This is a genomic window from Anabaena sp. CCY 9613 (assembly GCF_963920895.1).
In the GTDB taxonomy this organism is placed as follows: Bacteria; Cyanobacteriota; Cyanobacteriia; order Cyanobacteriales; family Nostocaceae; genus Cyanocohniella.
The window spans coordinates 65,364-87,073 of sequence record NZ_CAWUDE010000014.1; the positions used below are offsets into that span (position 1 = coordinate 65,364).

Sequence of the window (21,710 nt, forward strand, 5' to 3'; positions counted from 1 at the left end):
TAAGCTACGGTGTACACACAAGTCGTATCAAGTTGTCTAACAGCGTTTTGATCCCCCCTAGCCTTGAAAAACGGGGGATCAAGAATTAAAGTCCCCCTTTTTAAGGGGAGCCACTGCGTTGGGCGGGTTTCTCGACTTGTAGCAAGTGGCGTGGATTTAGGGGGATCAGGGGCAATGGGGACTGGAAGATTATATCTAGCCCCTAGCCCTAATCATTCTGGTACCAGATATGAGTATTCTTGCAGCTGGGCGATCGCTTGGAGGATTTGTTGATAATGCTGTGTATTTCCTTCTCGGTGATGGATGTCAGCAGATGTTTGGAAATCAGCAATTGCGCCTTGATAGTCTTTGAGTTTTCGGCGGATATCAGCTCGCAACATGTAGGCTGAGGCTAAATAAGGCCGACGTTGTAAAGCTTGGTTCAAATCAGCCACTGCACCTTTTAAATCTCCCAGCATAGAACGGCTACGACCTCGGTTATACCAGTCTTCTGCTAGGCTGGGATCAATAGCTAGTGCTTGATTATAATCTTCTGTTGCTCTTTGATAGTCTTCTAGAGCGTAATGAGCATTGGCGCGATCGCTATAAAAGGTAGCAGATTGGGGATTTAGTTGTAAGGCTGAAGTATAGTCAACAATTGCGCCTTCATAGTCTTCGAGAGCATAGCGCAGAGAACCCCGATTGTAATGAGCTTCTATAAGATGAGGATTAATTTGTAATGCTTGATTGTAGTCTGCCATTGCCCCTTTGCGATCTCCGAGAAAACGGCGGGCGTTACCCCGGTTGCAGTAAGCTTGAGAAAAGTTAGGTGACAGCCGGATTGCTTGGGTATTATCGGCTATGGCTGCGAGAAAATCTTGGAGAATTTCGTAGGTAATGGCGCGGCCGTAGTAAGCTTCAGCTAAATTAGGATTAAGTTGTAATGCTAAATCGTAATCCTGAATCGCTTTTTGATAATCTCCTAAACAGCGGCGAGCTGTAGCGCGATCGCAGTATCCTTCAGCTAGACAAGGATTAAGTTGTAATAGCCGATTACTATCCTCAATTGCTCCTTGATAATCTCCTAATCGCCGCAGAACGTTAGCCCGAAAGCCATAAACTATATCTAATGTCGGGTTTTCTTGTAATGCCTGATTGTAATCTGCGATCGCTCCTTGATAATCTCCTAGGGTGTCTCGTACCAAACCCCGCTGATAATATGCTTGTACATCATCAGGATTTAATTGCAGGGCTTGGTTAAAGTCTGCTAGGGCTTGCTCGTAATCTTTGAGGGTGGAATAAACCAGGCCCCGATTGTGATAAGCCGCCGAGAAGATAGGATTAATTTTTATTGTGTGATTATAGTCTTCAATGGCACCCTGGAGGTCTTGTAAAGCATAGCGGGCATTACCCCGGTTATGGTAAGCTTCGGCGAAGTTGGGATCTAACTGTAAAGCGCGATCATGATCGGCGATCGCTTGCTGATATTCTCCTAAAATATAATAAATATTACCCCGACTACTGTAAGCTGGGGCGAAATGGGGATGCCATTGTAAAGCTTGCTGAAAGTCTGTAATTGCTCCTTGATTATCCCCACAATTGCAACGAGCAACACCCCGATTGTGGAATGCCTTGGCAATATCAAAATGAATATGTGTAGCTAAATCGGTACTATTTTCTATAGCTTGTTGATAAGCGGCGATGGCTTTGTCATAGTCTTGCAGCGCCAGGTAGGTATTGCCCAGACCGTGGTAGGATGCAGCCAAACCAGGATTAATTTGTAATGCCTGTTGATAATCAGCGATGGCTTCCTCAAAATCTTCTAAACAGTAATGAGCATTGGCACGGTTGCAGTATGCTTCTGCAAACTGGGGATTACTCTGTACTGCCCGATTAAAGTCCGCGATCGCTCTGTAATAATCTTTAAATTCACCACTAAAAATAGCACCCCGGTTGTAATAGGCTTCCGCACAGTCAGGATGCAGATTAATCGCCTGGGTATAATCTGCTATGGCTCCTTGATAGTCACCTTGCAAATGTTTATGGAATCCTTGATTGAAAAAGTTGTCAGCATTCATCTAATTTGTCTTGGGTTTTGACACTCCCCTCACTTATTGTAGAACGGGCGCACTTCTTCTTAACTAGTTCTGACGATAAAATCATATTTTTATGTAACTAATGATATCAAAGTTAATTAATATAGCAATTATCAATCATTCATGAAGGCGATAACCCTAATTTCTCAAATAAAACAGGGTTTTCCAGTCTCTGGATTTTCACCAATCAATTAACACTAGTATGTATATGCAGTCAATAGCTTGATGTTTTAACTAATAAATTATCAATTAAAGTATTCATCCATCCAGCTTATACAATGTAAATTTTCCTCTAAATTCAGCCTCAAGGAGGATTGCGTCTGGTTCTAAACTGGTTCTTTTCTAGACTAATTATCTAAAAAAGCAGCAAAAATTACGAAGTGATAGTTTGAGGTTTCATCTGACTCAATTGCATAACTGATAGACATTACTTAACTATCGAAGCATAACCTTATATTTTGATAAATAAGTAATTTTAGATACTGAAAATAACTGCATTGATTTTTTTATGAATTGCAGTTTGAAATTTAAGATTAGCCCGAATCTTCAAGGTAATCTTTTGATTCATGTTATTGACTTTATTTTGACGATATGCTTTTTGCTAAACGTAAATTTATGATCAATCAGTGTATCACGTCTGGCTCTTAATCGAATACTTTGTTTTGACATACTTATGGGTGATGTCAGAAAAATTTAAATAAATTGCTCAACATGTTGGGCGATCGCTCAATTTAAACTCACAACAGGGGAAATTGCACCTATTAGGTTCGGTTCTACCACTGTCGCCAGGACACAAAAAATTATAACCTCGTAGTAATTAAGATGCTTATTTAATTTAAAAACGCTGTCAGTTGCTTTTCAGCCAAGGGGTAAAAACCTGTGTATCAATGGATATTGCCAAGTCTGAGTGAAGTTTTAGCCGCAAGTCAATCAACTGGGGCTGAATGCTCACCAACCAAAGCAGAGCGGCAGTGGTGTGTCAGTCTAGCAGCAACGGAGCAACTGTTAATGAACACTTTAGCAGCCGCTTCGCCTGATGTAACCCAAGGATTAGTGCTAACAGCACCAGCACCTCTATTTAGCCAGCCAACACTGACTCAAAGCTTGCAAACTGTCACTTTTACGGCCAAGCCATTTAACCCCTTAGCGCTGATGCCATTTCATATGCCAGATGCCATAGCTTCGGCGGCAGAAGAAATGGTTCCCCACGAGTCAGTGCTGCCTTTACTACCGGCTGATCCACTGACTACAGAGCGATTTTGCTTGGTTTTTACAGAAAAATTTAGATTAGTACTGGTGTTAAAAGAAGACAAAAATGGTCACAAAGCATTTTCATTTTCCTTTGAGCCAGAAGTAGTTCAGCAGGCGTGGCGATCGCTAGGTGCGCGGGTAATGCTGACTAATCCCGAATTTTTTGCGGAACTGGATAAGATTGTCCAAAAATATTACCCCATCGCCCCAGACTACCGCATGGTGGTTCAATTCAGCCAGTTTTTACTTCAGGAATTGACCGAACCAGAAGAGACTAGGGATTGGAGTACAGAAAATCCGGCTTGTCGTTCCTACTCCACTAGAGAAACATTAGAAAACACTGGAGATGGCAAACAGCAAACTGAGGCAAATCATCAATCCTTATTCCCTAATCCCCATTACTCAGTCACCAGTCACCAATCACCAGTCCCCGATGTCGAACTACTCCAAGCTTTTGCTCATGAAGTTCGCACACCCTTGACAACTATTCGGACTTTGACTCGCCTACTGCTGAAGCGGCGAGACTTACCAACTACCGTTACTAATCGCTTAGAAATCATCGATCACGAATGTACCGAGCAAATTAATCGGATGGAGTTACTGTTTAAGGCAGCAGAATTAGAAACTTCTACTTCGGTGAAATCTCCTAAGACTCAACTGACACCGATGTCATTAGATCAGGTGTTGCACCAGAGTATTCCCCGTTGGCAACAAGCAGCCCAGCGACGAAATTTGACCTTAGATGTGGTTTTACCACAGCAACTGCCAACAGTTGTCAGTAATCCCAATATGTTAGATCAGGTACTGACTGGTTTGATGGAAAATTTTACTCGGAGCTTACCATCAGGAAGTCATATACAAGTGCAGGTAATTCCTGCTGGTGACCAACTTAAGTTACAATTATCTCCCCATCTCCACTGCCAAGACACCAATCAATCCGTAACACCACCAATTCGTAAAGCTCTTGGTCAGTTACTCATGTTTCAACCAGAAACAGGTACGATTAGTTTAAATATTGCCGCAACCAAGCATTTGTTTCAAGCTATTGGAGGCAAACTGATTGTCCGTCAACGCCCACACTACGGGGAAGTGTTAACTATTTTCTTGCCCTTAGAAGTCAGCAGCAAGCAAAAATTAGGCGTTTGAAGTCAAACAATTTTAGGTTTTAGTTTCTATTTTCAAGCGATCGCTCTTGGTATTTTACGGACTCTGGGCAAATTCACGATAAAAGTAGTCCCTTCATCCACCTTGCTTTTAACATAAATAGCACCACCACAACGCCACAACAACCGCTTGACAATGGTTAAGCCCAAGCCAGCGCCACCCATATCTTCTGTGATTCCTGAACGTACTCGATAAAAGCAATCAAAGATTTTGGATATTTCGTTTTCATTAATACCAATGCCTGTGTCACGAAATTCTAATTGCACATAATCGCCTTGAACACGGGCCTTTATCCATACCTGACCACCATTGGGGGTAAACTTAATGCTGTTATGTAACAAATTTATTACTATCTGTCTTAGTCCACCGATGACACACCAAACATCTGGTAATTCATTGGGTAAGTTATAGGCTAGCATAATGCCTTTTTCTTGGGCTACAGGCTGATAGGTACTTACTACCCCAGGTACAATATCTGCAAGGTTTACCAACTCTAAAGCTGTTTTTGCTAAATTATGCTCTAGATCTACCAAATCCAATAATCCTGTAATTAAAGTACTTTGGCGATCGCACTGAGTATTCAGCATCTGTAAATAACGTTGTCGTTGTGGGGGCTTCAGATTCGGTGAATTTAACAACGATAGCGCTGTCTTCATATGTGTTAAAGGCGTACGTAGTTCTTGACACACACTACGTAAATATTCGTCCTTACGTTGCTCGTCGTTTTGTCGCTGATTATTTTGCTGCTGTAATTTGATGATACGTTTATTTGAGATGTAGTGATTAATTTCATTCTGTTGAGTCAGTTGTCGAATCAACAACTGACTCAACAGTGCTGGTTCGGATGCACTGGGGCAAATAAAATTAGTAGACGAAATTATGGTTGATTCTGGCGCCATCGCCTGTTTGATACCATCGACAATTGGCTGAATGATTCTGCCTTCATGGCTAGTAATAGCAAGTATTGGTGGTTTTTTCTGGGCATTCACCTTTCCCGCTCCTGAGGTTTGGCTTCTTTTGAGTGGTCTATGGCCCAGAATTAAACTACAAAATTGGGGCGACAACACTATGAGAAAGTATTCTCGTTGCAATTGCCTATTTATTGGTAATTGGATGCAGATATGATCAGGGGATGAGGCAGAAAATGCTTGCTTATCTCCTGATTTGCCTATTTTCCCAGTTTGGCAATTATAGATGACACCAGATTCACCCATCGCCGACTGATAACGCAATAATTCTGCGTGCCAGATTTTGCCCGGTGGTAACTTAACCCACAAAGTAGCGGTGATCTGCTGCTCAACTAGTAAGTCTATATGTGACCTTACCAGTGATAAGAGAGTAGCAACATTGAGGGACAAAACTTGAGGTGGTTTATGCACCCCCAAAGCCAGCCGATAAACAGACAGATTCTTACGCTGAGAATCATTCATGAGTCAAGCACAACAAAAACAAGAAAAAATAGTTATGTCATCGATTCTCGCCCTTATCCGTACCTTTTGCACAAAAAGATTCCAAAAAAAATATAAATTATGTATTTGAAAGTACGAATCTTGGTTTTTAACCCCCTCATCTGATGTCTATAATCACCATGCGGTTGGGTTTTTTGTCTCGAAGACTCATGTCTAGCAACGACAGATAAGATCCCAAGGTATATTTTAATATATTTTCAGAGATTCTTGAAATATACAATTGTTATTTTTATGACAAAATCACAAAAAAATCTATCTCAAAAGGTAGATTAAAGGGAGTATTTTCAACGTATAATGTTGATTCTTATATGGGGTTTTTCTTTATTTATGAGACTTAACAAAATACTGTGAGATAAATTTCGACTTCATTAATCCGATGTCATTTAAAAATAATTTACTTTCAGTATTTTTCTGTTTTGATAATATAACAATTACATTCTGGTGTGTGATTGACCCAGACAGTAGTATTACCATCAAACAAAGGAATTTCCACTTGCCACCATGTCTTCCCGCGGAGGCGACGATACCAGGAATATTGGGAAAAAGTTAAATCTAACAGTTTCATGACTCTATAATTTTGTAGAGTAGTGAAGTACAAGAAAACTGACTATATACTATTTCAACTTATCGATATTTAGCTATAGTAAAAGTACTGATAATTTAAATATAAACAGATGCATAGAGACTGCTATATCATCTAAATTACAGCACACTGAGTTATAAAAATATACATGTATTGGTTAACATTTTGCTATTACTCTTATTAAATAAAAATTAGAACCATTGCTATTTATAGATTTTGATGAAGCTAGGTATAGGTTGGTGAGCCAATACATGGAGAGGTTTCCCAAACTTGTAGCAAGTAGCATTTGAGGAACAAAACCCAACACCAATAATCCCTAGTTTTTTCTAACTTTTCGTGGTATCTGGAAAACCTCTCTCTAAATCTCTCTCCTGCGAGGAGGAGCCACTGAGTTGCGTGGGTTCCCAAGGCACTCCGTTGGGCGGCTTTGCCGACTTAAAGGAAGTGCTGCCGCGTTGTAGCAAGTGGCGTTAGAGACTTTGAAGTCCTTGAGATTTTCCGTTGACTTTTCTACATGACATGAAAAGTTAGCTGGTTTTTTGGGTTCAATGATGATTAATTCAGCTAGTAGAAATACAAGTGTTGCATCTCCACTAGCAAAATAAACCAGGTTTTAATTGGGGATATTCAGTTTTTCTTGTAAAGCATCTCTTGCGTGTTCTCGGTCGTCAAAATGAATTTTTTCAGTGCCGAGAATTTGGTAATCTTCGTGACCCTTTCCAGCTAATAAAACCCCATCACCTGGTTTTGCTTGTAAGATGGCAGTCCGAATAGCTGTGGCGCGATCGCAAATAACCGTGGGTTGGATATTATCAGGTATTCCTGACAAAACATCTTGCAAAATTCGTTCTGGGTCTTCAGTGCGGGGATTATCCGAAGTCACCACAGCCACGTCAGCTAAATCAGCAGCGATTTTACCCATTTTTGGGCGCTTAGTGCGATCGCGATCGCCTCCACAGCCAAACACACAAATCATCTTCCCAGGAATAAACGGCCGTGCAGCTTTGAGTAAATTTTCCAAACTATCTGGTGTGTGGGCATAATCGACAATCACACTGATATCTTGGTCGGGGCTAATTTGTACTCGTTCCATGCGTCCGGGAACCCCAGGAAACTCAGATATGGCTGTAGCCACCAACTGTAAATCTAGCCCCAAGTGTAAAACTGCACCCACAGCCGCCAAGAGATTTTCTAAATTGTATTGTCCCACCAGAGGTGAACGAAAAGCCACTTCACCCTTTGGTGTATGCAACCTACCGCTGACACCATTGGGTTCATAACTTAAATTACTCATCCATAAATCAGTGTTGCGATCATTGACACTGTAACTCCAAACGCGTTCTGGACTTAAGGATGCAATCAAGCGCTGACCATAAGCATCATCAGCATTAATTATCGCCCGACCCTTGAGATAATCAGGACTAAACAACAGCGCCTTGGCTGCAAAATAATCCTCCATATCGCTGTGATAATCCAAGTGGTCTTGAGTGAGATTACTGAAAACCCCCACCTCAAAAGTACACCCCAACACCCGACCTTGTGCCAAAGCATGAGAACTAACTTCCATCACTCCGAACTCACAACCAGCATCCACAGCTGCGGCTAACTGCTGTTGGAGTTCCACCGCAAAGGGAGTAGTGTGAATAGCCGTTTCCTCAAAACCAGGCCAACGTGTGTAGAGAGTTCCCATCAAAGCCGTCGGCAAATTTACCTGACTCAGCAGAAACTCAATTAAGTGAGTAGTAGTAGTTTTGCCATTAGTACCGGTCACACCAACCAACTTCAGTTTTTGACCAGGATAGCCGTAAAAAGCCCCTGCTAACTGGGCGCAGGCTTTAGTCATATCCGCTGCACTCATGACCACAGCCTCATCTGTAGGTGGATTTTTTTGTAGCGCTTCCACAGAGACAACTGACGCCACAGCCCCCGATGCGATCGCACTGGGCCAAAAATCACCACCATCTACCCGCGTACCAGGCATCCCAATAAACAAATCACCCAGACTACAAGCATGGGAATTGGTCTTCAGACCCTGAATTTCCACATCAGGCACACCCGAACAGTCAACATTATCTAACGCAGCTAATAATTCCCGCAATTTCATGTAGTGAACCTCATCACACAATTCTCTTGCGCTTATTCTGCATTATTTTTTCCTAATTGGTTAAATACTTAGCCAACATTTGCGCCAACTGCTGCACACTAGCACGAGGAGAAGGACGCGGTAAACGCTCCTCAATCACCTCATTCTCTGTGTCCTCTGGGCCTTTGTGGTTTGCTAAATAAAGCACCGGCACTTCATACTGATACGCCAAAAACCAATCTTCACGAGTCGTAATATCCCGAACTTCCAACTCAAAACTGAGATGGGAAATTTGTTGTAACTTCTCCTGCAAACCCTCACACAAATGACATCCCGGCTTGCTGTATAAAATTAATTGCATCTTCTCAATCAATTGATAGCTTAGTTATTCTCGATCACAATAGAGACAAACCCACTGTACGCTACACTCATGCCATGACTCAACTTAAGCCTCAACTTACCCTACAAGAATTTCTGGCCCTACCTTTGGATGACATCACATACGAATTAGTTAATGGAGAAGCAAAACCCAAAATGGCACCAAAAAGATTCCATTCACGATTAACAGGCGTAATCTATACTCTTTTATCACTGTGGGCGCAAAATCGTGGCGAAGTTGGTATCGAATGGGCAATAACTTTAAAACGCCAAGGCCGTGATTGGGTTCCCGTGCCAGACTTACTTTATATCTCTTACTCTCGCCTTGCCAGTGATGTCATCGAAGATGAACCTTGTCCCATACCGCCAGACTTAGCCATTGAAATCATCTCACCTGACCAAAGCTTTGGACAAATGAGCGCTAAAGCCACAGATTACCTAGATGCTGGGGTGATGCGAGTTTGGGTTGTGGATGCAAAAGCGAAAACTGTGACAGTTTTTTATCCTGACACCAGACCGCAAACAAAAACTGGTGAAGATAGTTTAGCAGATTCTCTCTTGCCAGAGTTGCAAATTACACCAGAACAAATTTTCCAACAAGCGGGTATTCCATAAAGAGCGATCGCCTATCAAATTTCAGCAAACCCTAATTAAAATTCATTTCGTAGTCAGCGGCTCTAGCTCTTATTTGAGGACTAAAGTCCTCACTACAAACCTTTAATTATTTACTTCGTCCTACTTAATCTAAAAATTGGCATTAAATAGTTGTTGCACCCAGATGTAGGGCATAGAGATTTGCATATACTCCTTGTTGATGAATCAGTTCTGCATGAGTACCTTGTTCTACCACTTGTCCTTGCTGAATCACCAATACCTGATCGGCTTGGGTAACTGTACTTAGTCTATGAGCAATAACAAAGCTAGTACGATTTTTGAGCAAACGAGCGATCGCCTCTTGTACTAGTAATTCTGTTCTGGTATCAATACTACTAGTTGCTTCATCGAGAATCAGAATCCGAGGATTAATCAATACCGCACGGGCAATACTTACCAGTTGTCGCTGTCCTTGGCTAAGAGGCGCACCCCTTTCCCCTAATTTAGTGGCGTATCCCTGTGGCAGTGAGGTAACAAAATCATGTACATTAGCCAGTTGTGCAGCCGCTTCAATTTCAGCTTGGGTAGCATAGGGAGCGCCAAAAGCAATATTTTCCGCCACAGTACCGCTAAACAAAATATTATCTTGCAGCACAATGCCAATTTGACGGCGCAAGCTAGCTTGAGTCACACTTCTGACATCAATGCTATCTATTTTTACGGACCCACTAGATACATCGTAGAAGCGTAAAATCAAATTAATAATTGTACTTTTTCCTGATCCCGTTGCTCCGACTAAAGCCACCATTTGTCCTGGATCAGCGTGTAAGTTCACTTGTTTGAGAACGAGTTGATGGGGCTTATAGCCAAAATTGACGTTGTTAAATGTAACTTCCCCCTGAATTGGTGGCATTTCTGTCGCATCAGGCGCATCGTTGAGGTGGGAGGTTTCATCTAAAAGGAGAAATATGCGCTCTAAACCCGCGAAGGCTGACTGGGATTGAGTATAAAACTGACTGAGGATCTGAATAGGTCGAAAGAACAACTGAATATAAAGTAAAAAAGATGTAACTACACCCACCGTAGCTGCTCCCGTAACGGCGAGATAGCCACCATAAGCCAGCACACCGCCAGTGGTTAAGGTGTTGAGAAAATCGATTGATGGCAAAAATGCCGAGGTAATGGCCACAGCTTCGACATTAGCATCACGATTGGCAGCATTGAGAATATCAAATTCTTCAATGTTCATTTGTACACGATTAAATGCCTGTGCTTCCCGCACACTCCCAATGTCTTCTTCTAATTTGGCGGACAATTCCCCAATGGTTTGTCGTGTAACCCGAAATCTCGCTCTCGCCCAACGCGCAAACAAGCTGGTGATGACAATCATTAAGGGTATAACTAAGTTACTTAACAAGCCAAGTTGTAAATTAATAGCCAGCATGGCGATGACAATACCCACCAAACTGAAAGTATTACCCAGCATTTGGGGAATTGTTTGTCCAAAGGCTTGATTCACCGTATTCACATCATTGAGTAGGCGACTCATTAAATCACCGGCTTCACTGCGGTCAAAAAAGCTGAGTGGTAAACTTTGGATTTTAGTAAAAATATCTTGGCGTAATTGTGCTAAAACTCGCTGTACTATCCAGCCCACGCGGATAATTTGCCCCCGGATTGCCCAGATACCAATGAAGTAAATTAGTGCCAGTAGTCCCAATAATAACCACAGTCCAGATAGATTACCTGGGGCAATTAGGTTATCAACCGACCAACCCAGCAAAAACGGCCCGATGGCTTGGGTAGCAGCACCGACCATGACTAATGAGATAGCAAAGGGAATTTCTTTTTTATAGGGTCGCAGATATTGTAATAAGCGCCGCAGAGTCGAGAGTTGGTGACTCGGTGTTTGCTCTGATGTAACTAAGGGAGCTGTGCCTCTCATATGATTTTGGATGTGAGATTTTAGATTTTTGATGGGAAATTAGGTTCTGCGAATCCATCTAGATTGGGGGTTTTTAGGACCTGAGATTCGAGAATTACACCATACAAAGGACTGGTTTGCATTAATTCCTCATGGGTTCCTTGGGCGATTAATTGACCTTTATCAAGGAGAAAAATTCGGTCGGCGGTTTTAACGGTGCTAATACGTTGAGCCACCACAAAGGTTGTACAAGCCTTGCGATACATCAAGTCATCCAACGCGGCTTGAATTTCGGCAGCAGTTTTGGCATCTACGGCTGAGGTACTATCATCCAAGATGAGAATACTGTAATTGGTGAGTAAGGTACGGGCGATCGCAATTCTTTGTTTCTGTCCACCAGATAAACCTACGCCTCGTTCCCCGACAATGGTTTGGTAGCCATCGGGTAAGCTGTTAATAAAATCGTGAATTTGTGCAGTTTTCGCCGCTTTGATGACTGCTTCTAGACTGGCATTCGGTTCGGCATAGGCGATGTTTTCCCGAATAGTACCAGAAAACAGCGTGGTTTCCTGAAAGACAATGCCAATTCTCGACCTGAGACTTTTAAGGGTAAAATCCCTGATATCTCGGCCATCAATGCGAACCGCCCCGTGGGTGACATCGTAAAAGCGGGGAATCAAATTCATAATGGTGCTTTTTCCCGAAGCTGTCATGCCTAAAACGGCGATTAATTCATTGGGTTTCGTTTCAAAGGAAACTCTAGTTAAAGCTTCAGTTGTGGCTCCCGGATAGCGAAAACAAACGTTCTCAAATGTAATTCTGCCACCACAGGTACTAAATGGGATAGCATGGGGGCGATCGCGGATTTCTACTTCAGCATCGACAATTTCATAAACCCGTTCCGCAGAAGCTATGGCCTGGGCGATGGACGGAGCGGCAAATCCAATTAATAATATTGGTTGCAAAATTAAGGTGAGATAGGAATTAAATGCTACTAGTTCACCAATGGAGAAATTACCACCTATTACCTGTGCGCCTCCAAAGGCAAATACTGCCAAAGTGATCAAATTACTCAGCAAAAAAATAAACGGGAAGGTATTGCGGATAGCCTGAATCGTTTTCATGTTGGCTTTAATCAGGCCATCGTTAAGATTCGTGTAACGTATAGTTTCCACTGGTTCCCGCACAAAAGCTTTGACTACCCTGACCCCTAGTAAGTTTTCTTGCAATACGGCATTAAGTTCACTAAGTCGTTCTTGTATCTGCCCAAATAACGTAGTATTGCGGATGAGAAATTGTGCCATCAACCATGCAGTCATTGGTACTACTGTCAGTGAAATCAGCGCCAGTTGCCAGTTCATCACTAGCAAAACTATGGCGACAGTGACTAAAGTTACAACTCCACTGATGACTTGAATCAAGCTCGTACCGACAAATGTGCGAATCTGCTCAATATCATTAGTTACACGGGTAAGTAATTGCGAAGTCTGTGATTGGTCATGATAGCTAAAACTGAGATGTTGAATTTTACTGAAAATCTGGTTACGCAGTTGATAGGCTACACCTTGAGATGCCGTTTCTGCTAAATAACTTTGCCCAAAGTTAAATAAACCACGGGCGATGGCCGCTACTACCAACCAAGCAGCGCTGTAGAATACAATTTGTAAGTTTTGGTTGACAATACCTTGATCTATTCCCCAGCGAAACAGTTGGGGAGTCAGTGCATTAGCTGCTGTTAAAAGCAAAAGGCTCACTAATGCTCCCAGCGAAGTCCATCGGTAAGTGCTTAAACTTCCTAGTACCCGCTGGATTGGCTGCATCGAGGAAGTTTCCTGGAGGTCTGGTGGCTGAACCAATCGAATCACTCCTGTGTCTTGGAAAAATGATCACCCACTTATAGATTAATGTTTTGTGTTGACTAGTAAATCTTCCGGTACCAAGATAAGTAAATTCACTTTTTGTTTTCCACCAATCTGAGTCAATTGCATGTATAATTTTTACTTAAAATTTCACTGAAGCGAGATAATTTATCAGGACTTACGTATTTCCGTCATTGCGACCGTAGGGAAGCAATCTCAAAGCCTTGATTTTCGTGGCCAGTGCGTAAGTCTTATTTAGATTTCGCAAATTTAACTTTATATCTCAAATGGGTGTAAGGCGATGATTTCTCAAGATTATGACTCAATTAATGCTGTAGATGAATTATTAAGAAAAATTAGAATCAAAGAAGATCAATTAAAAATTGCCCAAACATCTAATATGCTCTATGCATCGGAAGTCTTAAAGCAACAAATATTAGAGTTACAGCATCAACTATCAGAATCAAACGACCCGGAATTGCACGCATTGATGAATTTATGGGACGATTAAAGATTAAAAATTGCTTGTGGGGATGATATTATTTCCAACCGTCCCCATGACCCCAGAGCTTATGTGCAAAGGGGTATAGTTCATTTTTAGTTGGCTAATATCAATGAATTTATTGCTGATTTCGATATGGCAGAAAAACTCAAACCAGGTTTAACACGATATCAATATTTACCTTACCAAACTGAATAGAAACCCCAAGCGCGCTCCATGCCAAAACCAAAACCCCACTCATTATTGGGTAGGGTTTTGTAAAGATTTATTTAGTAAAATGAGCAACTTTGATTTCTAGTTATAGCTAGAAAAAATTCATGATGGCAATGATGCTGACACTGGTCAACATGATTAAAGCACCCATAGCCATAGATACACCAAGTTGGTTGGGAAGTTTTGAGTTATTCATTTTTAATAAAATCCTTGTTTTTTATGATTTTATAAGATTATCAGTTACCGTATAAATATCTATAAAAGTACGGTAAAACTTAAAATTTTGTAAATTTTCTTAACAATAATTTTATTATTGGCTAGAAAATTGTTGAGGAATCTGCCTGAGTAGGAAAAGCTGAATTTAGCCTTTATGTAATTACGGTTGACAAGCATTATCCATATGATTTTACTTAAAAAGCTGCTCTAGGGAAGCTAATTCGGCTTCTGTTGTTGGATCAATTTCTGGCAAGGGTCGCTGCATAATTGAATAAAGAGATCGCTTTTGCACTTGTGTAGACTGCAAACCAAGTTCTTTAAATTCTTCTCGAATTTTTAATATCATATTGCGTTTGTCTGCTTTAGTTACATCAGGACTTTGGCGAATAGCTATTTCAATAGCAGGTAAAATAAATTTCCTTACTTGCTCATATTCTCCTGAATAAATAGCATTTTGAGCTTTAATTACTAGCTCTTTTATACTTTTTAATGACTCCCAATCTTGGTCTTTGCGCTTTTCTATACGAAATAACATATAGCTGTAACCTTCTAGGGGTTTGCGGTCACGTACAAAAGTTTTTGTAGTACCAGGTGAACCAAGACAAAGGCTATCATTGACAATACAAAGGTTATCACTATTAATTTTGTGTTCCTGTGCTAAGATCGCGGCAAAATAACCCGCCTTCAGGGAATTGCTACCACCTCCATTAGCTTCAGAAAAAGTTTGTTGATAGCCTAGTTCTAGGCGACGCTCGCCAATATCGAGTAAATCCTCAATACCTCGATATACTGGTTCTGCTAGCTTGATAACGCTTGAAAGTTCTGGCACAGGTAGCAATTCAGAAAATCTACCCATCGCCTTAATAAATTTTCCGATGGAGTCATGACTAGCTACACTAAATAAACCTGCCTGTAACTCGACTAAGCCACTATTGAAAGGAAATAAGGATGTCACAGGATAGTTGCACTGAATGACTCTATCCAAATTATCTTTTATTGATTTTTCTAATTGCCCCGGTGCAGCTAGATAAGGAATTATTACGCATTCACCAGCATGATTGAATCGAACAGCCACATGAACAAGGGGATACCGTTGCTTGAGCCATTCCATATCTTTCGCCAAGCACATCTCCACTAGCCAAATCCGACAATAGGCTTCACCTGCAACGATGGGGTTGTCATCATAATCCACATCTACTCGATATTTTGGCAAGAAAAGGGCTTTATATTTTGGAGCCTCACGGCTAAAAGTTTCAAATAAGCTTTGGGGAAAATTCATAAATTTATTTCTCTGTTCAATTAACCTAAATATGTTGATATTTCATTCCAAATAGCGCGAATGGGAATACCTCCTGTTGAACCTGGAGTCACGGCACGTCCTATACCGGGATTTCCTTGATGAATTGCAATCAGTTCCCATTGGCGATTCAAAATTGGTGCGCCAGAGGAGCCATGATCTGTTTTCACATTATGGTCAATGTAATCATCTCCTACTTGCATAATCTGTCCCAAGCCCGAAATTACTACAGGATTTCCCTGCGGATGATGAATAATACGAATTTCTTGTCCGCTATCTAATATCGAAATTTCATTAATAGAAATAGCTTTATGTTGTGTTGGAGTGTTGATTTTCAGTAAAGCATAATCAAAACGAGAATTTATCTTAATAATTTCTACTTCTAATACATCTTTTTCTGATTCGTAATTACTAGCTTTGTAGCCAAGGCGTACCCATACTTTTGTTATTTGGCTCTTGGTGAAAATATGATTACAAGTTAATAAGAAATTATTTTTAATTAATAGCCCTGTACCTATCGCATTTCCTATAGGGGATTCGATTCTAGCAACTGCATTCCTAGCAGCTAAGGCTTTGAAGTTTTCTTGACCTTTTTCCACTAATCTCATAAATAATTCTACCTCTGGGTCTGAGAATCCATAGATAGGTGTTAAATTGCTTAGATGTTTAAGTAAATTTACTAATGGATGATAATTAAATTGATTCTTAGATATTTGATAAGTTTTGAATCTTGAGACTAATGCTTGGGCAAATTTATTAGGTTGCTCATCACATTTTAAACTACTCAAAAATGCAGTATCAATACCAGAATTTTCCAACACATCTTGGCGATCACTGGCTCCATTAAATTTGAGAGCAAAACTATTTACTGCTTTAATTAAGGGTATAACATCTTGATCATCTAAAAATATTTCCGGATTCATAATATTTTCATCTCTCCAGATTGAAGTATTATTTACAATTTCCAGTAACACATTGTCCTCAGATTGAGTAGGTGCAACAGAGAATGTATTGAGAATCTGTTTTGAACCTTGTTCCTGCAAGCAAGTATCGATGCTCTGGCTAAATGTTTCTACAGTTTTCCTAAAATTTGTACTTATTTCTGTGCAATTAATAGGTTGAATAGCATTTGGTTGGTTAAATCGACGCTGTAAATCTTGAGTAAATTCTTGAATAGAACTTGTTTTTTTCCGGTGTTGTTTTAATGCTCTCTCTATCGGTTTGAGAACATTTACATAAAGGTTATCTATGTATTCTTGGCGGACAGATATTACATTCTCTAACTGTTCTGAATAAAAACTGTACCATTGCCAAAGTGACCAAAATTGATTGGGATTACAAACTGATATTCCTCTTGCTTTAAGAATTTCTATCTTAAAATAAATTTTTCTATATATTTGATTATAGTTTTCTTCATAATACTGAATTAAAGAAATAGCATTTCCTTCGCTAGCAACCTCTATCATCATAGATTGTATAGTCTTTATTTTGACTTTTAGTTCTTCTATTGGTGAAGGTTCTATCTCATGATCTAACATTTCTAGCGAAGTTAGTTTGATATAGTTTTTGCATACAATAACGTTGATTTGATGATAAATATTTTGATAAAGGTTGTGAATATATGCTCCTCGCCAAGCTAATGTGCTTAAATTAGCTTTCCAATGCTTAGACCAATCCCAGAGGGAATGAAAATTGTTAGGATTTTCGATAGATAGTCCCTCAGATTGAAAATCTTCTATTTGCGATACTATTTCTCCATAAAGTTCTTTGTATTCCTCCTCATAATCTTGAATCCGATATTCCTGTTGATTAGTAGCAACTCCAATCATTACCGATTGGAGTTTTTGAATATTTGTTAAAAGTTCTTCTAATTCTGTAGATTCCATTTCAGAAATTGTAATTTCCTGGCAACTTTGTATTTAAGGATTAGACTAACATCTGTAGCTATTTCGGATTCAGTAGATTTTCTATGTGTCCCACAAGCTTTTCTATTTGACCATTTCGGTCATGAAACCATTCACTAGACCAAACTCTGTAAATATTCCATTTCAAATCTTTGAGAATTTGAATACGCAGGCGATCTCGATCTCTTGCTGTAGAATATTTATGGTAAATTTTCCCATCACAGACAATACCTAAAATAAACTCTTCTGTCTCTGTATTTCGGTGATTTATCACTGCTAAATCAATAGGAAAGGCTGAACGACCTACCCGTTTTTTCACTTTGTATCCTTGTTCAGTTAAGGCTTGATATATATATTCTTCAAAAAGAAAATCAGAATCTGAAAAATAAAAATGATTCTGTTTTTCTAATTTTTCACCCTTACTATGAGCGTATTCAAAATACTCTTTCACCAGCGTTGTTTCTGCGTTTTCTTTTGTCGGTTGCAAATCAGCTGCTTGTATGGAAGCTACTAACACAAACTTAGTTCGAGCGCGAGTTATTGCTACATTTAAGCGCCGTCTCCCTCCTGGTTTAGATAAAGGTCCAAAATTGAAACTTAACTTCTTTTCAGCATTAAATCCATATCCGAAACTGAAAAGAATTACTTCTTGTTGGTCACCTTGAACCCGTTCCAGTGGTTTAATAAAATATTTACCAGATTCTTCTATTTCTGGATGTTTTAAAATAAGTTCTTTTAGTTGTTCCTGGATAGTTTCTGCCTGTTGATCATTTAAAGTAACAATTCCTAGAGAAAAATTGGGGTTTTGTTTATTTTCCTCCAAATGCTTTAGTGCAATTTCGGCTACAATTTGTGCTTCACGGATATTATTTCGCCCATTATCACCAGGTGTATATATACCCTCTTCAACATAATGGAAATGAACACCAAGATTAGAATCTTTGAGCGGGTTTGGGAAAGTTAAAAGCTCTGAGTCATAAAATTTTTGGTTTGAAAAAGCAATTAAGCTTTCATGTTTGCTACGATAATGCCATTTTAAAGTAAATTTTTCTAGAACAATCGAAGATTCATTGAGCAAACTTTCATATACTTCTTGTTCCTCATCTGACTTACCAGAAGCGTTACCTTTAGGATTAAAGGTTGGTGGTAGTTGCTTATCATCACCAACCACAATTACCTGCTTTGCTCGCATAATTGCGGTTACCGCATCTTCAGTACATATCTGGGAAGCTTCATCAAAGATTACAACATCAAACTTTACCGCATCTGGATCTATATACTGGCTAACGGCTAGTGGACTCATTAGCCAAAAAGGCTTGAGGGTAGTAATAAGTTGAGGGGCGTTTTTGATGAATTGACGAATTTTTTGATGACCTTTTTTTAATTTACTTTGGCTTTCAAGAGATTGAATTTGTTTTCTCGCCTCTGGCTGAATAGACCATTGCTGCCAACGTTTAGCATGGAGTTGTTGTAGTCGTTCTATTGCTACTGGGTATTGTTGAACATCAAGGTTACAAAATTTTTCTATTTTCTCTTCATACATTTTTGGATTAAAGTTTCGCAGTTCACAACTATCATATATGTATTGTAGCCAGTTATGATAAACGCCTTTTTGTAATGTTGAAACCCAAAAATCTGCTACTATCGTAGAATGTTTCAGTTTTGATAAAAAATCTTTAGCTCCAATATCCTGAAGTTTTTCTATTAGTTGCTGACAATCTAAATATTGTTGAAAAATACTTAGTTCACTCTGTGCTTTATTAATAAAATCTTCTACCTTTGGTAAAAGATTTTCTTCCAAGTCGCCTACTTTTATCATTGGATGCTGTGGAAAATGTTGCCTAATAAATTTGAAGCCATCTTTAATTGAATTTTGAGATTTTACTAAATCTTTTAGCAACCTGCTCAGTTCTTTTGAATTATCTTGTGAACAAATAACTGCTGCTACTGTCTGAAAATTTAACCCATAATTTTGTAGTTGTTTTAACCAATTTAATGCTTGTTGAATAGCATTTAAATCTGGCATCTCTTCATCATCAAAATACAAGCCAAAGTTTTGATTATATGGATGCTCTAAATTCCTTAATTTTTGTAAAATTTCTTGACATTTAATTGCTTTATTAATATCCTCAACTAATTCTTTTTTTGTCATCCATTTCTTATGGTATCGAAATTTGATTATGTTTTTCCGAGTGCGCCAATAAACACATTTAAAATATCCCCAGATGCTTTTATGAGTTTCTAATCTTTGCTTAAATTCTTGCAATTTAGATAAATTTAAATTGAAGAACTCTTTAAAGTAAGTATTATTTAAATCACTCATTATATATTTAAAATAAGAAATATCCTTTTCAAGTTCAGAAAAATTGTGTTGCAAATAACTTAAATTTGTGTCTTCTAACCAGCACAGCGGAAAATTTTGAGGAACCTCAGCAAGATGTGCTATTACTGGTTGAAGCATATCTAAACCTAGTAAATTTAAATCAAATATTTTATAATTAGATTCTATTTGTAATAATTTCTGTACATCATTTATTGTATTGAGCGCCAGATTAATTGCATCACGAAGCGCATTAATACTTTGACGTAAATTACTGCTAACATCAGCGTTCCAGATTTTTATTCCACTATTTGACCAGATAGTGTTTTGTGTTCCCATAAAAATAGACTCAAATTGCCGCAGCTCATTAACTAAGGGAGTTGCTTGCACCAGTAAAAGTTTTTCTGACCAATCTTCTAAGTTATAAATATTAAAATCTAATGTTGGAACTTTTTCATTTTCTAGCCTAATAATTTCTCCATATATTTCAAAAGCCGATTTATTAATTGGCTGATATGTTTTATGTAACATTTCATTGTGTTTATTTATAGTTGATCGGCAATCTTGCAATTCTTGAAAAAAAACCCCATTAGAATTTTGTGATTTTGATTCATTTCTTTGCGATAGCAGACTTTTGGTTTTATTTAATTCTTTTAGCAAATCATGTATCTTGTTTGTACCTCTATGATGCAAATTTAAACAGACCTCTTTAAGAGAAGGCTGAGATTCCAGTAATTTTTTATATACAGCATCAAGAGCAGTTTGCTTTTCAGCAACTAACAGAATTTTTTTGTCTTTTCCGATTAATTCAGCAACGATGTTAGCGATAGTTTGACTTTTACCGGTTCCTGGCGGGCCTTGAACTACAAAACTAAATCCTGCTTTGGCAGCTTCGATTACTACTTGCTGGCTAGAATCAGCATCACATATTTGATAGACTAATTCAGGATTAATTGTATCCAGTTCCTTGTCTATGGTGGTCTTGGTGAAAGCAACGCGATTTTCTAATGGTTCTTTCAGAGCAATTCCTTGCAGAATAGGATGACTAGCAATGAGTTCTTGATGTTGTTCTAAGTCCTTTATCATCGCTGTTTTGAAGGACTCGAACAAGGTAATATAAGCGATTTCTTCTAATTCCCAATCCTGTTTTTCAGCTATAGAACGTACCGTATTCATAAATCCTTCGTATCCTAAGTCTTGAATTGTTTCAGACTCAGGTAATATGATATTAAATTCATCCCGTAACTTATTTGCTAAAATAAAGTTAACAGAAATTTCCTGATCAGCAATATAAAGTGTATATTCTGGTGTTTTTTTACCTTTTTTCTGTAATTCTAAGGGAATCAACAACAGAGGGGAAACTAGCTTTTCCCCCCTGTCCTGATGATTTGCAGTATCAAACCAAGTTAAAGTACCCAGGACTAAGAATAAACTAACAAAACCCTTTTCCTCTACTGTTTTCTTGGCTTCACCACATAGTTTATCAAGCAGCTTGATGAGGTCAATATCTGTTTGTTCAGTTCTCAAATCTTTGACAGAAAATTCACCAGAGTCGCTTTCTACAAATTTTTGAAATAGGATTAGAGGTGGTGTAAAAATATTAACCCTTGGTTTTTTGCTCTTTTCACTAAAATTAAGCAGAGGGTTACTGCTACTGAAATCTGCAAGTTTATCCTTCCAAACCTTGATCTTTTCCAAAATTGCCAGATTCATGCTGTTACTCATTGGCTTCCGATTACTAGCAGCTAATCAAAATAGGCGTTTTTTTATACTATCTATTTTAAGTAAATTTTCTTGTTACTGGCAAAGTTTTGTATAAATTACATAATTTTCTGCAATAACCAATGTAGAAAAGAAGATAAAAATGCCAGAGACTGG

At 39.1% G+C, this 21,710-nt stretch carries 13 protein-coding genes; 3 read left to right on the top strand and 10 right to left on the bottom strand.

From position 1 onward, the window contains the following. Positions 1-212: 212 nt before the first annotated feature. On the bottom strand, positions 213-2,057 hold the full coding sequence (locus tag ACM0OT_RS16930) for a tetratricopeptide repeat protein (RefSeq protein ID WP_414565588.1): 1,845 nt from the start codon (positions 2,055-2,057) through the stop codon (positions 213-215). A gap of 897 nt (positions 2,058-2,954) precedes the next feature. On the opposite strand from ACM0OT_RS16930, the gene ACM0OT_RS16935 reads away from it, so the two are divergent. After that, positions 2,955-4,472, top strand: coding sequence for a sensor histidine kinase (locus tag ACM0OT_RS16935; protein ID WP_414565589.1), 1,518 nt, complete (start codon positions 2,955-2,957; stop codon positions 4,470-4,472). Positions 4,473-4,504: 32 nt separating this feature from the next. Here ACM0OT_RS16935 and ACM0OT_RS16940 read toward each other — a convergent pair whose 3' ends face one another. The 4 genes from ACM0OT_RS16940 to ACM0OT_RS16955 form a co-directional block, all read right to left on the bottom strand. Continuing rightward, positions 4,505-5,920: a DICT sensory domain-containing protein gene (locus ACM0OT_RS16940; RefSeq protein WP_414565590.1), complete on the bottom strand. Its 1,416-nt coding sequence runs from the start codon at positions 5,918-5,920 to the stop codon at positions 4,505-4,507. Positions 5,921-6,359: 439 nt separating this feature from the next. Further along, a complete protein-coding gene (locus tag ACM0OT_RS16945; RefSeq protein ID WP_414565591.1) occupies positions 6,360-6,524 on the bottom strand; it encodes a hypothetical protein in 165 nt (54 codons plus the stop codon). Positions 6,525-7,155: 631 nt separating this feature from the next. Further along, a complete protein-coding gene (locus ACM0OT_RS16950) occupies positions 7,156-8,646 on the bottom strand; it encodes a UDP-N-acetylmuramoyl-L-alanyl-D-glutamate--2,6-diaminopimelate ligase (RefSeq protein ID WP_414565592.1) in 1,491 nt (496 codons plus the stop codon). Positions 8,647-8,698: 52 nt separating this feature from the next. Beyond that, positions 8,699-8,986 carry a glutaredoxin family protein gene (locus ACM0OT_RS16955; protein ID WP_414565593.1) on the bottom strand — a complete coding sequence of 96 codons (288 nt, stop codon included), beginning with the start codon at positions 8,984-8,986 and terminating at the stop codon, positions 8,699-8,701. A gap of 74 nt (positions 8,987-9,060) precedes the next feature. On the opposite strand from ACM0OT_RS16955, the gene ACM0OT_RS16960 reads away from it, so the two are divergent. Beyond that, positions 9,061-9,618 (top strand): Uma2 family endonuclease, encoded by a 558-nt coding sequence (locus ACM0OT_RS16960; RefSeq protein WP_414565594.1) that lies wholly within the window; start codon positions 9,061-9,063, stop codon positions 9,616-9,618. 142 nt (positions 9,619-9,760) lie between these two features. Here the strand turns inward: ACM0OT_RS16960 and ACM0OT_RS16965 are convergent, their stop codons facing one another. Then, positions 9,761-11,542: an ABC transporter ATP-binding protein gene (locus tag ACM0OT_RS16965; protein WP_414565595.1), complete on the bottom strand. Its 1,782-nt coding sequence runs from the start codon at positions 11,540-11,542 to the stop codon at positions 9,761-9,763. Between the two features lie 20 nt (positions 11,543-11,562). After that, positions 11,563-13,341: an ABC transporter ATP-binding protein gene (locus tag ACM0OT_RS16970; RefSeq protein WP_414565645.1), complete on the bottom strand. Its 1,779-nt coding sequence runs from the start codon at positions 13,339-13,341 to the stop codon at positions 11,563-11,565. A 340-nt stretch (positions 13,342-13,681) separates the two neighbouring features. Between ACM0OT_RS16970 and ACM0OT_RS16975 the strand changes: the two genes are divergently transcribed. Beyond that, the gene (locus ACM0OT_RS16975) at positions 13,682-13,891 is read left to right on the top strand and encodes a hypothetical protein (RefSeq protein WP_414565596.1); all 210 of its coding nucleotides are present in this window, start codon (positions 13,682-13,684) and stop codon (positions 13,889-13,891) included. 610 nt (positions 13,892-14,501) lie between these two features. Here the strand turns inward: ACM0OT_RS16975 and ACM0OT_RS16980 are convergent. The 3 genes from ACM0OT_RS16980 to ACM0OT_RS16990 are packed head-to-tail and all read right to left on the bottom strand — an operon-like array spanning position 14,502 to position 21,545. Beyond that, positions 14,502-15,590, bottom strand: coding sequence for a hypothetical protein (locus ACM0OT_RS16980; RefSeq protein ID WP_414565597.1), 1,089 nt, complete (start codon positions 15,588-15,590; stop codon positions 14,502-14,504). A 20-nt stretch (positions 15,591-15,610) separates the two neighbouring features. Continuing rightward, positions 15,611-17,494, bottom strand: a complete 1,884-nt coding sequence (locus tag ACM0OT_RS16985) for a trypsin-like peptidase domain-containing protein (RefSeq protein WP_414565598.1) — start codon at positions 17,492-17,494, stop codon at positions 15,611-15,613. 58 nt (positions 17,495-17,552) lie between these two features. Continuing rightward, on the bottom strand, positions 17,553-21,545 hold the full coding sequence (locus ACM0OT_RS16990; RefSeq protein ID WP_414565599.1) for an AAA domain-containing protein: 3,993 nt from the start codon (positions 21,543-21,545) through the stop codon (positions 17,553-17,555). Positions 21,546-21,710 lie beyond the last annotated feature (165 nt).

Excerpts from the sequence above, each read along its gene's own strand:
- ACM0OT_RS16940 (WP_414565590.1), bottom strand. The coding sequence starts at position 5,920 with ATGAATGATTCTCAGCGTAAGAATCTGTCTGTTTATCGGCTGGCTTTG.
- ACM0OT_RS16985 (WP_414565598.1), bottom strand. The coding sequence starts at position 17,494 with ATGGAATCTACAGAATTAGAAGAACTTTTAACAAATATTCAAAAACTC.
- ACM0OT_RS16945 (WP_414565591.1), bottom strand. The coding sequence starts at position 6,524 with ATGAAACTGTTAGATTTAACTTTTTCCCAATATTCCTGGTATCGTCGC.
- ACM0OT_RS16970 (WP_414565645.1), bottom strand. The coding sequence starts at position 13,341 with ATGCAGCCAATCCAGCGGGTACTAGGAAGTTTAAGCACTTACCGATGG.
- ACM0OT_RS16955 (WP_414565593.1), bottom strand. The coding sequence starts at position 8,986 with ATGCAATTAATTTTATACAGCAAGCCGGGATGTCATTTGTGTGAGGGT.
- ACM0OT_RS16965 (WP_414565595.1), bottom strand. The coding sequence starts at position 11,542 with ATGAGAGGCACAGCTCCCTTAGTTACATCAGAGCAAACACCGAGTCAC.
- ACM0OT_RS16960 (WP_414565594.1), top strand. The coding sequence starts at position 9,061 with ATGACTCAACTTAAGCCTCAACTTACCCTACAAGAATTTCTGGCCCTA.
- ACM0OT_RS16930 (WP_414565588.1), bottom strand. The coding sequence starts at position 2,057 with ATGAATGCTGACAACTTTTTCAATCAAGGATTCCATAAACATTTGCAA.
- ACM0OT_RS16975 (WP_414565596.1), top strand. The coding sequence starts at position 13,682 with ATGATTTCTCAAGATTATGACTCAATTAATGCTGTAGATGAATTATTA.
- ACM0OT_RS16980 (WP_414565597.1), bottom strand. The coding sequence starts at position 15,590 with ATGAATTTTCCCCAAAGCTTATTTGAAACTTTTAGCCGTGAGGCTCCA.
- ACM0OT_RS16950 (WP_414565592.1), bottom strand. The coding sequence starts at position 8,646 with ATGAAATTGCGGGAATTATTAGCTGCGTTAGATAATGTTGACTGTTCG.
- ACM0OT_RS16990 (WP_414565599.1), bottom strand. The coding sequence starts at position 21,545 with ATGAATCTGGCAATTTTGGAAAAGATCAAGGTTTGGAAGGATAAACTT.